Here is a 16,139-nt window from a genome sequence, read left to right on the forward strand (position 1 = left end):
TCAAATGTTCGCATACAAGTCATCAAAAAAGGATTCAACGCAAGACCATGAGCTCTTGCAGCAATATCAGGAGGCATCTGATCTCAAGGTATTGGGGGATCTTTATCAACGACATACCGAAATGGTGTATTATGTCTGCTTACGGTATCTCCAAGATCCAGAATTGAGCAAAGATGCCGTGATGAATATTTTTGAAGAGCTCATCTACAAAGTTAATAAGCAAGAAATCAAAGACTTTCCGAGATGGCTCTATGTATTGAGCAAAAACCATTGCCTGATGTATTTAAGGTCGCAAAAGAACAAATCACAAATTTCTTTGGATGAATTTGTGAAATATCCCGAAGATCTGCATCAGTATGAACAACAGGATGAAAAAGAGGAACAATTGACTGCAATGGAAGGCTGTCTGGAAAAGCTACCGGACAAACAGGAGCAGTCCGTCAGACTCTTTTTTCTGGAGGAAAAATGTTACAAAGAGATCAGTGACTCGACAGGATATAGCTTAAATGAAGTTAAAAGTTACATCCAAAATGGGAAGCGGAATTTAAAAAATTGCATGGAGGCTTGGAATGAGCGACAGTAATTATGACATAGCATACTTAAAGAAATACGTCAACGGCCAACTTTCTCCCAAAGAGATGTACGCCATTGAACGTGAGGCCCAACGTGATCCCATGTTGGCGGATATTCTTATGGGTATAGAAATGGATCAAAACAGTACTGTTCCTTCCGAACTCAACGCGCGTATTGCGCAACGCATCGAGCATAAAAAAGAAGCTAAAATAAAAGTCTTCGACTGGAAAAGACTGGCCATAGCTGCGACAGTAGTCGCTATCCTAAGTGCGGGTATACTCTATTTCCAGCAGCAAAAAAATCCGGCCGAGACTAAGCGGACTGCAGATGTTTCTGTACCGGCTGATGTACCTTCTTCAAAATCGGTACCTCAAGACGATACGGCGGCCTCATCTGCCATTGAACCTCATATCAAAGAGCAGGATAGCCCCCGCTTGGCAGGCAACAATAAGTCTTCCGATCTAGGTCAATATAAGGAGGAGACAGTACCAGTACATCAGGAGCCATCGGTACGCATAGCTCCGGTTGAAAAAATGAATAGTGGCATCCACAGGGACCTAGCCGCTGCTGACTCAAAAATGTTAGACAGTGTGGAGGTATTTGGTTATACCCCCCAAGCAAAAAAGAGTATCACCGGAAGTTCAGTTGTGATCCGAGGCCAACAGGTCAGTCAAAGCAATGCGCTCGCTGGCAGGATAGCTGGTGTCAATGTGACCCCACAGACCTTTGGTAGTCCTTTACAGGTCACTGTACGTGACAAAGAAACTGGCTTACCGATATCAGGTGTTACTATCATGCAGCCCAATAGCAAACTGGCTACAAATACAGATGCTCAGGGCAAGGCCACCATTCAACCGAGCACAGTGGACTCGCTAGTCGACATCATGGCTGTAGGTTATAACACGGTTGCATTAAATATGCGCCGCAACAAAAACCTGAATATAAAATTACAACCTTCCAGTGCGACACTTGACGAGGTAGTGGTTACAACCATGTCCTCCCGGAAAACAAAAAGTGCAGAACCCGTTTGGGGATGGAAGTCATTTAATAATTACGTTAAAAAGAAAACAGCTAACAGTCGATACGAAGGTACCGTGCGCTTGAATTTCTATATTGATAAAGATGGTTTCCCGTCCAATATCAATATCTTACAAAGTGCCAATGATTATCTGGACAACAAAGCCAAGGAGATTTTACTTTCCGGACCAAAATGGAAGGGTGAGAACAACCGATATGTAACGCTGACCTTTGATTTCACGTATTAAAACCCATCAAAAAAGGACTTTAACTCGCTAAAAAACACTCTTTTTGAGGTCATGGTCTCGAAACACACTGTTAGGTTCCACGCTCCGATCAGCCTGAAGCCATTCAGCAAATATGTGAGAAATTAAAACTTGTTGAACAATCCACGTAAAGGTTGTTCAACAACAACTTAAACGGAAAATTTTACCTTATAAAATTTAATATTATTTCATACATTAGCACTATAATTCTTAACCATATAGTGACTTTTTATGAAAGGTTTTTTCACCAGCCTGCTTATTCTCGGCAGTTTTTGGGCTCATGCCCAAGATTTTTCATTCGGTAAGGTAAAAAAAGAAGATTTCGCGATCGATATTGGCAAATTGGACACTGCAGCCAACGCATTTGTCATTCGGGAGTATGGTTCCGCACAGGTCAACTACACTTCGCATACGGGCTTGGTTGTCGAGTTCGTCAAACATGTTCGGATCAAAATATTGAACAAGGAAGGCTATGAACATGCGAACTTCACCATCCCGCTTTACAAAAGCGGAAATGAACGTGAGGTTGTCACCGACATCAAAGGAGCTTCCTATCACCTCCAGGGTGATAAAGTCGTCGAAACTGAAATGACAAAGGCAAATATCTTTAACGAAAATTCTTCAGAAAACATCTCCTTAACCAAGGCTGCCATTCCGCAGGTTCAGGAGGGAACAATTATTGAATATCGCTACAAAACGGAATCGCCTTTTATTTTTAACCTCAATTCCTGGGAATTTCAGGAAGAACTTCCCAAAATCTATAGTGAGTATGTCACACGTATACCGGAAATCTGTCACTATAAATCCAATTTAAAGGGAGGGTTTCCCATCAAAGATCGTAAAACAGAAAATTACAATACCAGTCTGCGTAGTGAAATCGGTGATATTCTGGGTACCAAAACGACCTATATCATGGAGAATATTCCGGCCTTCCACAGTGAAGACTACATGACCTCTTCTAAAAACTTTCGGTCTATTCTCTTTTTTGAACTCGGACGGTACAGTATCCCGATGGGGCCCACAAAAGACTTCTCCCTTACCTGGGAGAATGTGCGGGAAAAATTAATCGCTGATGAAAGTTTTGGTGGCCAGGTCAAGCGAAAAGGAGCCTTAAAAGAATTTATTGAACCTGTACTGCAGGGGACGAATAATGATATGGCAAAAGCCGTCCATCTCTACGCGTATTTTCAGAAACGGATCAAATGGAACAATAAGCACTCGATCTATGCGAAAAATATCAAAGAAGCGCTTGAAAAAAGAACAGGTAATAGCGCCGACATCAATCTCGGGTTGGTCAATGCATTGCGTTATGCTCAGTTAGATGCTATTCCAGTTATTTTATCTACACGCGACAACGGTTATGCGGGACTGTATGCACCTGCAATATCGGAATTCAACCATGTTGTCGCCCAGGTAAAAATCGGCGAAGATTACTATCTATTAGATGCAACCTCTCCCTATGAACCCTTCGGAAATATCCCCTTAAAATGCGTCAACTACCAAGGCCGTTCTATTCCCTTGGCTGGCGAGTCTGACTGGGTGAAACTCGAGTCAAAACTACCCTCTTCACAGAGTAATTTCTTCTTCGGTGAGCTCATGGAGAATGGCACATTAAAAGGAAAATGGGTAACCTCTCGTAATGGTTATATGGCATCGAGAATGCGTGAACGTTTACAGGGCAGTAATTCAGAAGAGGAGTTTTACGAAAAATGGGATGAGGAAAACAACCGTATCAAAATCAATAGCTTTAAAGTCTCCAATAGGGATTCTTTAGACAAACCCCTCGCTGAAGAGTTTGAAATCGAGATTGAAAATTTTGCCAACTTACAAAATGACCAGCTCGCATTCAATCCTTACATTGAAAGCAAAACCACCAAAAATCCTTTTAATCTGACCGAACGAAATTACCCGATTGATTTTGGATCCTTGATCCAGGAAGAAAGTTATATGGAGATCAAATTGCCAAAAGGGTATACATACGCTCCCGAAACAAAATTAAAAAACATCAGTATGGCACTACCTGAACGGGCAGCCCGCTATATTTTTAAAGTCAGCAATTCAGATCCGAATACCTTACTTATTGAGAGCGCAACACAATTTAATAAACCGCTATATCTGCCCGAAGAATATTTTGATCTAAAAGAGTTTTTTAGCCGGATCATCCAGGCGCAAAAACTAGATATTGCACTCAAAAAGATATAATCGTCGCCTTAACAAAAACTTCATGTTATATTGACGATAAACTTAAATAAGGGTGATAAATTTGAATATCAAAAAATAAGAAATAAAATGATTAAAGATTCAGAATTATTCGAACTAGAGTATACCTTTCTTGGTGAAGGTTTCGAGTTAGATGGTGATGACATTATCACCGATGAAGACTAGGTCTTCACTTTTTTAAGCAAGTATTATTCCCCTTATATAATCTCTAAGCCCGGTTGATTCCTCTCCGGGCTTTTTCTTTTCATTTGCCTACATTTTATAATTTAACTATATTTAGGCATCCTTAAAAACACAGGGATCCCCCCATAATTCAACACTCCTGCCCAACATCCGCACGACAAATTATGATAGGGTTTATTCATTAAAAAATAGATTAAAGCAATATGTATATGAGAAAAATCATATTGGATCTAGCCATGACGCTAGATGGATTTATTGAAGGTCCAAATGGCGAAATCGACTGGTGCATTATGGACGATGATATGAACTTCGATGGTTTTCTATCGCGTATCGACAGCATCTTTTATGGATGTGTCAGTTATGATGCCTGGGGAAATTTTCAGCCAGACAGCAATGCCAGTGAAGCCGAAGCTAGTCTTTGGAGAAATGTTCACGCAAAGAAAAAATATGTTTTTTCCCGTCAGCCAAGGCAAGATCCTGGTGCCATCTTTATTAGTGATGACATTCATCAAAAAGTATCAGCGATAAAGCAGCAAGAGGGAAAAGATATTTGGCTTTATGGTGGAGCAAGTCTAATCAAAACATTTATACAGGCAAATCTTGTTGACATATACCGTATTTCCGTTCATCCAATTGTTTTGGGTAAGGGAAAACCACTATTCGAGAATCTATCTGAACGATTGCATTTAAAACTCATGGAAAGTAGAGCATTCAAATCGGGCGTCGTACAGTTAATCTACAACGCCGACACAAAATAAAGGCTACTGGCCAGTACCAAAATAGCAGCTAGGATATGGTCTTGTTAGGCATTTCGTGACAATCATAAATTCAAAAAAAAGAGAAGGTAGTATCAGCATACATGATTAAAGAATTAAAACAACTGGGAGAGATCCTATCCAAAAGTATAACGAATCTAACCGAGGACGAGGAATGTGCTGGTTATTTCGGCTTTAATTTTCAACTTGATGAGCGGAATATCAAGTTTCGAAAAGCCAAAATAACGCCCACAAAGGTGGGACAATTCGTCACCCTCTGGAAACGTGACGCACAGGGTCAAACGACAGCATTTACCGCCGATGACGCTATTGACTATTACATTATTGCCACGGAACAGCAACAAAATGCTGGTCTCTTTGTTTTCCCAAAACAGGTTCTGATCGACAGACAAATCTTAACAACAGCGCAAAAGGAGGGCAAACGTGGATTTCGTGTATATCCAGACTGGAGTATCACCCAAAACAAGCAGGCGACACACAGTAAAAATTGGCAGGGACAATACTTTATTGATCTAAGGGATCCCATTCAGGAAATAAAGGAAAAATTGATAGCTATCCTACAGATTAGTTGACTACAATTCCGACCATATTCCAAAAGATCACAGACTACAGACGGATCACAGCTATCTTTCTCTTCGAGATGGGCAGAACCCAAGTGGCAAGGCTGGCACAGTTCTACTTAGCCCCGACAGTCTCTTGATAGGCTCCATGCAACAAACTGACCGCATCACACATGTCTTTCTCATCGAGATGAGCGAAACCTATGCGCAAGGCCAGCACACCCCTACCTAGCCCCGATAGTCTCTTGATAAGCTTCATGCAGCAAACGAACCGCATCACACATATCTTTCTCATCGAGATGAGCAAAACCTAAGCGCAAGGCTGTCACAGTTCTGTTCTGGTACAGGCAGTTACTCGGCAGCAATACGCCTTTTTCCTTTGCTTTTTCCTGTAAGATGGTCAGTGAAAAGCTGACATTGAATCTGATCCAAAACGCTAGCCCTGAAACCGGAACTTCAAATGTAACTTTGTTTTCAAAATTACCTTGTAGTAATTGCGCAAATAGGTCTTTCCGTTCAGCAATTATTTTTTGAAACTTCCGCTGATACCGAAAGATATCGCCCTGATGGATAATTTCACCCAATGTTTTTTCGATCATAAAATTGGGTTTACCAAAGAGATTTAGGTATTTTTTTCCCTCCTCCAGGAGATCTTGAGGAGCAATCAAAAAATTCATCTGAAAACCGGGATCCAAAAAACGACCAAATGTTCCCGTATAGATCACCCTATTCCCTGCATTTTTGCGAAAAAGAGATTCTCCCTTGTCTTTGACAAGCGAAGACTCAAAATCAACATCATCTTCGATCACAATAAAATTATACTGTTCGGCCAGTTGTAACAGCTGTATTTTCCTTTTTTCAGAAAGACTTACTGTAGTAGGGTATTGGCATTTTGTATTGATGTAAACACACCTGATCTCACCGGGTGCAAAATGATCTGCGATATAATCAATATCCATTCCCATCGCATCTACAGGAACCGTTTTCAGTTTGGCTCCGGCTTGGCTAAAGATCATGTTCGGCAAAAAATAGCTTAGATTTTCGACCAGTACAATATCCCCCTGTTGAATCAATAAGCGTGATAAAATAGAAAAGATCTGCTCACGGCTGGCAATGGGCAGTAGAAAGTTCCGCGAGAGATGGAAACCACGTGTCAAATTGAGATAATAGCTCAATTGATCCCTAAAAAATAGATTTCCATCAGTCGTAGCCGGAAATTCATCACTCTTCTTTTTCCGTTTTACCATGGAGGCGTAAAAACGTACCAGCTCCTCAGTCTCGATAATACGGTAGTCTGGGGTACCGTCCGTAAAATAATATTTTTCAGGAATTTCAAATACCGGCGTATCCAGGATCAATTCTTTTCTAAAATAATATGGAGCGCGATCCGGTGGCTGCCGAAAAGCTTCGATTGCCGAAGCAGCAGTAATCACACGTTCGGGATTTTTCACAAAGGTCCCCCTGTTTGGCAGAATTTCCACCCAGCCTTGCTCTTGTAGTTCCGCTAGTGCGGCGACCACTGTTTTTCGGTGCACATTCAATTCCGTCGCTATCTTTCGGCTTCCCGGGAGAAGATCCCCATCCTCCAGCAGGTTGCGCTTGACAGCATTGATAAATTGATAGACGATCTGTATATAAACAGCATCCTCCTTGCGGCGATCTATCTTGATAATCGAATGAAAACCTATACTAACCGGACTACTCATTATGTTTATTTCGGACTACCAAAGTTAAGGTTTAAACTGTAATCTTTGCAATTCAACTAAAAAAAACAGACGCATGGAAATTTGACAACCACACTATCCTTTTACTATAAAAACCTGATTTACAAACGATCAAACACATAGAATATGAGCACAGAAAAGAATTGGACACAGAAAGAAGTTATTGCCTTATATAACAAACCGATCATGGAACTGCTGTACGAAGCTGCTACAGTTCACCGTACCTATCATGATCCAAATAAGGTACAGGTATCTACCTTGATTTCCATAAAAACTGGTGGATGTCCTGAAGATTGCGCTTACTGTCCGCAAGCAGCACGCTATCATACTGACGTTAAGGCCGAGCGGCTGATGAGTGTAGAACAGGTAAAAACGCAGGCTCTGGCAGCCAAGGCCGGTGGCAGTTCACGGATATGCATGGGAGCTGCCTGGCGCAATGTCAAAGACGGTCCCGAGTTTGACCAAGTATTGGATATGGTACGGACACTGAACAGACTGGATATGGAAGTCTGCTGTACCTTGGGTATGCTGACCGAAAATCAAGCACTGCGGTTATCGGAGGCAGGTCTCTATGCCTATAATCACAACCTGGATTCCTCAGCGGAATACTATGAAGAGATCATTTCGACCCGAAGTTATGATGATCGCTTGCAAACCATCGAAAATGTCCGTAAAACAAACATCACTGTATGTAGTGGCGGTATTATTGGTATGGGGGAAAGCATAGCCAACCGGGCGGATATGCTGATTACGCTGGCTTCGCTTATTCCCCAACCCGAGTCGGTACCGATCAATGCGCTGGTTCCGGTCGCTGGTACACCGATGGAAGAGATGGAAACGGTATCCATATGGGAAATGGTGCGTATGGTTGCCACTGCCCGGATTTTATTACCACAAACGCAGGTTCGCTTATCAGCAGGTCGCAGCAATATGAGTCGCGAGGGGCAAGCCTTATGCTTTTTTGCTGGCGCAAATTCCATTTTTGCTGGCGATAAGCTACTCACAACCCCCAACCCTGCTATAAACGAGGATATGGAGCTATTCAAAACGTTAGGACTGATCCCCCAACAGCCTTTTGAGAAAAAAAGCCAGCCTGAAACCATCGCAATGGAGGATAGCCAATACCAGGCACTGGGTGAAAAACCACAATGGTCGAGACCTGACCACAAAATTCAACGCAATCTGGACAAACAGCATCAGGAAAAATAGATCAAAGGTAGAAAATCAGGAATTGAAAAAAATAACATCATGACAGCGCAGCATACCACCGACAATTTCGACAGACAGCACCTATGGCATCCCTATACCAGTATCACAGACCCACTGCCAGCCTACAAAGTGAAGCGGGCGGATGGTTGTATGATTGAACTGGAAAATGGGCAGCAGCTGATCGACGGCATGTCATCCTGGTGGTGTACCATCCATGGATATAACCACCCGGTATTAAATGCTGCGGTAACGGACCAGCTCAACAAGATGTCGCATGTGATGTTTGGTGGTTTGACACACGAACCGGCAATTGCCCTTGGCAAAATGCTCCTTGAAATCACACCGCCTTCACTCAGCAAAATATTTTATGCCGATTCAGGTTCCGTTGCAGTGGAAGCGGCACTCAAAATGGCTGTACAGTATTGGGTGGCACAAAAGAAGATCAACAAGACCAACTTTGTTACCGTTCGTTCGGGATACCACGGTGACACCTGGAATGCCATGTCTGTATGCGATCCTGTGACCGGTATGCATCGCATCTTCTGCAATACCCTCCCCCTTCGTTACTTCGCAGCGGCCCCTCAAATTGGATTTGATGAAGAATGGGATGCCAGCGACATTGCTCCACTGGCCGCACTTATCAGAACACATCAGGACGAATTGGCGGGTCTGATCCTTGAACCTATCGTTCAGGGGGCCGGTGGAATGCGCTTTTATCATCCCGAGTACCTTCGTCAGGCGGCACAACTCTGTAAGGAGAATAACATCTTGCTGATTTTTGACGAAATCGCCACTGGATTCGGTCGCACCGGTAAGCTCTTTGCTTGTGAACATGCGGATGTAGCGCCAGATATTCTATGCCTTGGTAAGGCCTTAACAGGCGGATACATGACCTTATCTGCAGTAATCACTTCTACGGCTGTTGCAGAAACGATTTCCAATGGCAGCCCGGGTATGTTTATGCACGGCCCGACTTTTATGGCAAACCCGCTGGCCTGTGCAGTAGCACTTGCCTCGATCAAATTATTATTGTCAACAGACTGGAAAGCAAAGGTGAAATCTATCGAAGAACAACTGAAACAAACACTTTCCCCAGCAAAAGACTATCCACAGGTAGAAGATGTCCGGATTTTGGGAGCCATTGCTGTTATCGAAATGAAGAATCCTGTATCCATGGCGAGTATACAAAAACGATTTGTTGAAGAAGGTGTCTGGATCAGACCTTTTGGCAAATTGATTTATATCATGCCGCCTTTTATCATTGGTCCTGAAGAGTTAAACAAACTGACACAGGCTTTGCTCAAGGTCGTCAGAGAAATCAATTAATGGGGCACAGTCTACACCATAGCTTTGTGGATGCCCCCAGAAGAAAGAACAGGTTCAATTCAAGGTCGTTAAAGAGATCTACTAATGGAAAACAATTTACTTGACAGTTTTGTGGATGAGCTTCACAAACTCGGAAAACAAGGCAATAGCAGAGCACTCCCTCTGATTACCCAGCAAGGAAACCGCATCCAATACGAGGAGAAAAACGGCTATAACCTCTCCTCAAATGATTATCTGGATCTGGCTACGGACCTGACATTGCGTGAAGAATTTTTACAATCGGTCAACAGCGACAATGCGCTTTTCAGCGCTTCATCTTCACGCCTCTTAACTGGAAATCATGTGCTGTATACCCAACTGGAGGAGCGGTTGAGCGCTATGTTCGGTACCGAAAGTGCCCTGGTATTTAACAGTGGTTATCACATGAATACAGGTATACTTCCAGCCATCTGTCATGGGCGTACCTTAATCCTAGCTGACAAATGGGTGCACGCCAGTCTAATTGATGGGATCCGGCTTTCAGCTGCGCAGCATTTCAGGTATCGCCATGCCGACTATGCCCATCTGGAAGAATTACTAGTAAAACATGCTTCCCACTTCGAACGCGTCATTATCGTCACGGAAAGCATTTTCAGTATGGACGGGGATTGTACAGACCTCGGCCACCTGGTTCGCCTCAAACGCCGTTATTCGAATGTCATGTTGTATGTGGATGAGGCTCATGCGGTGGGCGTACGTGGCGAAAGAGGACTTGGCTGCGCAGAAGAGCAGGGATGCATTGCTGCCATTGACTTCCTGACAGGCACCTTCGGAAAAGCGCTGGCCTCGCTAGGCGGCTACCTCGTCTGTCGGCAGCCGATTCGGGATTGTCTGATCAATAAAATGCGGACATTGCTATTCACAACCGCACTCCCGCCAATCAATCTCCACTGGAGTTTATTTATTCTGGAACGCTTGGACAGTTTTTCAGATAGACGTCAGCAATTGTGTAAAAACAGTATATTACTCAAACAACAGATCATCGCAAAGGGGTACGAATGCGGCTCACAAAGCCATATTCTGCCTCTTATAATAGGCGATAGCAATGGGGCTGTCCTGAAAGCAGAAGAACTGCAACGAAAAGGATTTTATGTCCTTCCGATCCGTCCACCTACCGTTCCGGAAGGAACTTCAAGAATACGTATTTCATTAACAGCAGGGATGCCAACATCGCTGATTCATCAACTTGCAGCAAGCCTATGATATTCAAAAAAATTACGCCCGCACATCATCCGGCTAACCCAGATAATTTGGTATCACTGAATAATCCGATACCATCCAACAAAAAGCTTGTCTTATTCTTTGCGGGATGGGGAATGGATGAACATCTGTTTTCTGGTTACGCCCGATCCGGACAGGATCTGATGATCGCCTACGACTATTCTTCCTTAACACTGGACGAAAACCTCCTAAAGGGCTACGAAGAAATCCAGGTTTTCGCTTGGTCTATGGGCGTATGGGCGGCCTCACAGGTATTACCAGAACTTCGGTTAAAGCATTATCCGATCAGTATCTGTACAGCAATCAATGGCACGCCATTTCCGATTGATGACAACAGAGGGATTCCAGTCCAGGTATTCAGGGCCACCTTGAACACGTTAAGCGAAAAAACGCTTGATAAATTCAGACTACGGATGTCCGGTTCAAGGGAGATGTTAAACCATTTTCTTGCTAAAGCCCCCAGGCGGGACATCGCGAGTCTGCGAAAAGAACTGATCGCAATTGAAGAACAGGCGACAGTACCATCAGCAACAGCTTTCCAATGGGATGAGGCCTATATCGGAACTGATGACCGCATTTTCAGTTCGGAAAACCAACAACGGGCATGGGCGCACACTCCTCATAAATTTGTCGACATGGCCCACTATCCCGAAAAATTATTTAAACAGCTTTTGCAGGAGATCTAAAATGCTTAACATCATAGACAAACAACGGATCAGATCCCGCTTTTCGAAAGCCGCACAGAGTTACCACTCGGCGGCGGTTGTGCAAGGTCAAATTGCCGAAAAAATGATCAAACTGCTCCGGAATATTTTTCTCATCAGACCAGATAGGGTGCTCGAAATAGGCTGTGGAACCGGACTCTTTTCCCATTTGTTGCTCCTGCAGCTCTCTCCAAAACATACGATCTTCAACGATATTTGTCCAGAAATGATCAAAAGTATGAAGAGTATTGTCTTGCCGCAGCATGGTTCGCAACATTACAGCTTTATCTGTGCCGATGCCGAAACCTGCAGTTTACCCGACGAACTGGATCTCATTACCTCCTGTTCCACTATTCAATGGTTTGAAGACCCTAGCGCCTTCTTTGCGCACTGCCATACCGCACTTCAAGCGCACGGTATCCTAGCATTCAGCACATTTGGCGAAGAAAATATGCGCGAGATCAGCAGCACAACAGGAGTCGGCTTAACCTATCATACCCAATCGGCACTGGTAGCGGAATTGTTGGCATTGGGCTATGAAATTCTCTCCGTAGAAGAAGAACTTTTGAGCCTCAGCTTTGAAAACCCCTTGCAGGTACTCAGCCACCTGAAAGAAACCGGAGTAACAGGTATAAAAAATCATCGTTGGACGAAAAGCAAACTTCAGGCCTATTGTACCGAATATATAGATCGTTATGCCGTCGGCACACAGGTTCCGTTAACCTATCACCCCATCTATATCATTGCAAAGAAAAGATGAATAATTAAACAAGAAGCAGTGCAAACATAAAGTTTGGCACCCTGACAAACGTTAGATCTTTGCGAGATATCAACAGCACATACCACTGAATTGACAATCGAATAAATAGCAAAAAAACATGGAAATGAAAAACAACATTTACTTTGTATCCGGCATAGATACCGGAATAGGCAAAAGTTACGCAACTGGTCTTATTGCAAAGCAATGGAATGCAGAAGGTCTGCGTACAATAACTCAAAAACTGGTACAGACCGGCAACACAACAATTTCCGAAGATATTACCTTACACCGCGAACTGATGGGCATCCCTTTCACCCGAGATGACCAGGAGAAAACAACCATGCCTGAAATTTTCAGCTACCCCGCATCACCTCACCTGGCGGCGCAAATAGATAAACGCGAAATAGACTTCGAAAAAATCAGGCAAGCGACAGCACAGTTAAGCCAACGCTATGATGCTGTACTGGTAGAAGGTGCCGGTGGCCTCATGGTACCACTCGCTGAGGATTACCTAATCATAGATTATATCAAAGAAATGGGTTATCCCTTACTTTTTGTAACCTCCGGCAAATTGGGCAGTATCAATCATACCCTATTAAGCCTGGAAGCCATTGCCACAGGTGGGATCAATCTGCATACCGTCATCTACAATACGTTCCCCGTACTTGAAGACAGCACCATCAGCACAGAAACACAGCGTTATCTCCGCAATTACATTCAAAAGCATTTTCCCGAAACCAAATTTATTATTTTATAAACATACCCAAACTCGTGCGTTCTTCCCATTGTAGCTACTTCGCTTACGATGAGAAGAACATCTAACCGCAGTTTTAAATGACCTTAGTCAAGCTGCCCCAGTCAAATTGCTGTATTACCTAAATCCTGCAACGGAAGGTCCAACCGACAGTCACGGCGGGACTGCTCATGAAAACAGCTTTTCGTGCAAAACACTAGGCCAATAAGGGATCAGTCGTGGTTTCCACTCCCGTCTCCAATCGTCCCGCAAGCTGTAGTTCAAAACCAGCATTGCCCAGCCCCTTGATGGCAAGATCATACCAATTGCCCTGTGCGGCAATATCCAAGGGCAGGATAAGTTCTTTACCGGCTCCAATTTCCTTTGTCGCTGTATAATGCTGATAATTCAAACTTTTCACCTCCACCTGAACAGTCTTCGCATCCAGGTTTTTGAGTGTTAGTTGCAGTTTGCCTGTTGGTGCTTTGGTCAGTGATTTAAGTTCTGGAGACACCGCTGCCAACAATGTTGGCGCGTCTTTTTGTCCGGCAAACTTTCGGTAGAAACCATTTGGCCCATGCAGCTCAAAGGCATATTGCTGTCCTTCAAATTTCCTCAGATCCCATTGATAGTCGAGGCTATCTCCGGCCTTGACCGCAAAATTCCAGTTTCGATAGGTTTCGATTTGGTCCTCTTCGTCTGTATAGGCAAGTGGACTATAGACGTTGAAAGGCACTCCAGTCGTTTTTTTACCAAATATGGTTGTATCCACCTGCATCTTCAGGTTAAATTGACCGTTCTGCACATAGCCAACGGCATCATGCCCATAGGGCAAGGCTGGTGATTTACGGGTTCCTTTTTCCTGTACGCGATTGAATTTCGAAGTCCAAACCTGCTGTGTAGCCTGATTCAGGTCCGTAATTTCAATAAACCCGCCCGGATTATCCTTGAACTGAGCGTTGTATATGGTTTCTATATATTGGTTTCGATCTAGAAAAGGGAGCTGCTCCTTCGCTTGGACAAAGGGGGTGAAAGCTGCTGTCAAATTACCACAGATCGTCCGCCGCCAGGCGCTGATATGATCCAGATGAATATTTTTGTTGTATTTATGGTTAAAGAAGTATTCCAAGAACTGTAAAGTCGAGGTATGGTCAAACACTTGGGAGCAGACTTTTCCTCCCCGTGACCAAGGCGATGCGATATACATCGGCACACGGAATCCCAGCCCAACCGCTCCCTCACGGGCCTGTTTTTTTGGAATCCCCTGTTTGAGCTCGTTGTCCAGACGTACCATTTCCACTTCGCTATCAATTCCTTCCGAACAGGCTCCTGTATCCTTCTTCTTTAGATCCGGCACGAGGAAAGGTTTCACATGGTCGTAATAGCCATCATTCTCATCGTAAGTGATGATAAAAATGGTCTTTTTCCAGACCTCCGGATTTTTGGTCAGGATATCCAATACTTCCGACACATACCAGGCACCATACCAAGGAGCACTGGGATGATCCGAGAAATTTTTGGGACCCGCCAGCCAGGATACCGCAGGTAATTTACCACCGTCGACATCTTTTCGGAACTGATCCAGCACATCCCCTTTAGGCACCTCCAAAGTCCGCTTTTTACCCTGTTCCTTAAACTGCAATGTCTCCAGCTTACGGTAATTATTATCCCCTTTATTGATCGTAAAGGCTCGTTGATGTAAAGATTTCGTAAGATCAGACAGTTTATTATAATTATCGGCATTGAATTGTTTCAGTTCAGCTTCGGCCCGCTCCAGCGCTTCACTTTTCTTACGGATGTCAACACGGATTTTCTCCGCCTGCTCCTCGGATTCCGGCGACCGCTCTTCGAGCTTAGAGATTTGCCCTGGCAGATCACGCACCTGTGTTGCGAGGTTGCTGACATAAGTATCTTTGAATTTGACCTGATAGGCCTGAAAAAATTCCAATAGATTACAACCAAAATTGGACAACCAAGCCCGCTCTTCACCCGATAGTCCGCCACCACAGCTTGTTTCATTTTGATAAAAACGCCAATCTATATTGTTCTTTTCCAACAACTCGGGAAAGGTTTCCCAGGTCATTTTGCCATAACCGAAATCATCATTACGAATATTGACCTTCTGCAATCCATCTTTTATTTCGGTAATCTTACCTGTCCAAAAGAAAGAACGATTGGGCGTTGTACTGGTCATGCCTGAACAGAAATTCTGATCACATACGGTAAAAGCATCCGCCAGTGCATAGTGGAAAGGTAAATCTTCACGTGTGAAATAACCCAGCGTCAGTGGCATTGCCGCATATTGCTTGTTACCCGATTGCTTCGCGGTCAACCATTGATCGTATTTCCCCTGGTTATAGGCGTCCACCTGACTAGCCCTGCTGTGGGGAAGTGAGCCCATCCAAGTCACCTTGCTCTCTTTGAGATTTAGCCGAAAAGGAGCAAATACCTTCCCCGCCTTATCTGTCTGATACCATACCGGGAGGTCGTTGGGTAACCGCACCGCACGTGGATCATTGAAACCCCGTACACCGGAGAGACTCCCCAACGTATGATCAAAAGAACGATTTTCCTGCATCAGGATCACAATATGCTCCGCATCCAGAAAACTACTTCCCGGCACCGGATCTATCGCAAAGGCTTTCTGAATGGAGGCCGGCATAAAACTAGCGATACCAGCAGCTCCGGAAAATAACAAGGTCCTTCGAAGAAATTCTCTTCTGCTTTCCATAATGTTTATCTATAATTTCGATTTGAATCTACTTAGATTTCTTTTTGTTTCATATTTCTTCGTGTAAATCTTGTGTTACTAAATTATTTCCACGAAA

13 protein-coding genes are annotated in these 16,139 nt (G+C 43.8%); 11 read left to right on the forward strand and 2 right to left on the reverse strand.

Going from position 1 to position 16,139, the window contains the following annotated elements; all coding sequences use genetic code 11:
• Nucleotides 1–4: 4 nt before the first annotated feature.
• From LC454_RS06715 to LC454_RS06735, 5 genes are all read left to right on the forward strand, one after another.
• A complete protein-coding gene (locus LC454_RS06715) occupies nt 5–583 on the forward strand; it encodes an RNA polymerase sigma factor (protein ID WP_223580880.1) in 579 nt (192 codons plus the stop codon).
• Entirely contained in the window at nt 570–1,838 is a 1,269-nt protein-coding gene (locus LC454_RS06720; protein ID WP_223580881.1) for an energy transducer TonB, read from the forward strand. Before LC454_RS06715 ends, LC454_RS06720 begins: the two co-directional genes overlap by 14 nt.
• A gap of 249 nt (nt 1,839–2,087) precedes the next feature.
• Complete coding sequence (locus LC454_RS06725) at nt 2,088–4,058, forward strand: DUF3857 domain-containing protein (RefSeq protein ID WP_223580882.1); 1,971 nt, start codon at nt 2,088–2,090, stop codon at nt 4,056–4,058.
• 410 nt (nt 4,059–4,468) lie between these two features.
• Nucleotides 4,469–5,017, forward strand: coding sequence for a dihydrofolate reductase family protein (locus LC454_RS06730; RefSeq protein WP_223580883.1), 549 nt, complete (start codon nt 4,469–4,471; stop codon nt 5,015–5,017).
• A 101-nt stretch (nt 5,018–5,118) separates the two neighbouring features.
• Nucleotides 5,119–5,607 (forward strand): MepB family protein, encoded by a 489-nt coding sequence (locus tag LC454_RS06735; protein ID WP_223580884.1) that lies wholly within the window; start codon nt 5,119–5,121, stop codon nt 5,605–5,607.
• A gap of 212 nt (nt 5,608–5,819) precedes the next feature.
• On the opposite strand, the gene LC454_RS06740 is transcribed toward LC454_RS06735, so the two are convergent.
• A complete protein-coding gene (locus LC454_RS06740; protein ID WP_223580885.1) occupies nt 5,820–7,301 on the reverse strand; it encodes a PLP-dependent aminotransferase family protein in 1,482 nt (493 codons plus the stop codon).
• A 144-nt stretch (nt 7,302–7,445) separates the two neighbouring features.
• Here LC454_RS06740 and bioB point away from each other — a divergent pair, with 144 nt between their 5' ends.
• From bioB to bioD, 6 genes are all read left to right on the forward strand, one after another.
• A complete protein-coding gene (gene bioB, locus LC454_RS06745; RefSeq protein ID WP_223580887.1) occupies nt 7,446–8,528 on the forward strand; it encodes a biotin synthase BioB in 1,083 nt (360 codons plus the stop codon).
• A gap of 39 nt (nt 8,529–8,567) precedes the next feature.
• Nucleotides 8,568–9,854 carry an adenosylmethionine--8-amino-7-oxononanoate transaminase gene (gene bioA, locus LC454_RS06750; RefSeq protein WP_223580889.1) on the forward strand — a complete coding sequence of 429 codons (1,287 nt, stop codon included), beginning with the start codon at nt 8,568–8,570 and terminating at the stop codon, nt 9,852–9,854.
• A gap of 84 nt (nt 9,855–9,938) precedes the next feature.
• A complete protein-coding gene (locus LC454_RS06755) occupies nt 9,939–11,096 on the forward strand; it encodes an 8-amino-7-oxononanoate synthase (protein WP_223580891.1) in 1,158 nt (385 codons plus the stop codon).
• A complete protein-coding gene (locus LC454_RS06760; protein ID WP_223580893.1) occupies nt 11,093–11,800 on the forward strand; it encodes a DUF452 family protein in 708 nt (235 codons plus the stop codon). Before LC454_RS06755 ends, LC454_RS06760 begins: the two co-directional genes overlap by 4 nt.
• A 1-nt stretch (nt 11,801) precedes the next feature.
• Complete coding sequence (gene bioC, locus LC454_RS06765) at nt 11,802–12,578, forward strand: malonyl-ACP O-methyltransferase BioC (protein ID WP_223580895.1); 777 nt, start codon at nt 11,802–11,804, stop codon at nt 12,576–12,578.
• Between the two features lie 124 nt (nt 12,579–12,702).
• On the forward strand, nt 12,703–13,335 hold the full coding sequence (bioD, locus tag LC454_RS06770) for a dethiobiotin synthase (RefSeq protein WP_223580897.1): 633 nt from the start codon (nt 12,703–12,705) through the stop codon (nt 13,333–13,335).
• A gap of 193 nt (nt 13,336–13,528) precedes the next feature.
• On the opposite strand, the gene LC454_RS06775 is transcribed toward bioD, so the two are convergent.
• Nucleotides 13,529–16,042 carry a phosphocholine-specific phospholipase C gene (locus tag LC454_RS06775; protein ID WP_223580899.1) on the reverse strand — a complete coding sequence of 838 codons (2,514 nt, stop codon included), beginning with the start codon at nt 16,040–16,042 and terminating at the stop codon, nt 13,529–13,531.
• Nucleotides 16,043–16,139: the final 97 nt, after the last annotated feature.

Origin of the sequence: Sphingobacterium sp. GVS05A (genome assembly GCF_019969845.1) — a bacterium.
Classification (GTDB): domain Bacteria; phylum Bacteroidota; class Bacteroidia; order Sphingobacteriales; family Sphingobacteriaceae; genus Sphingobacterium.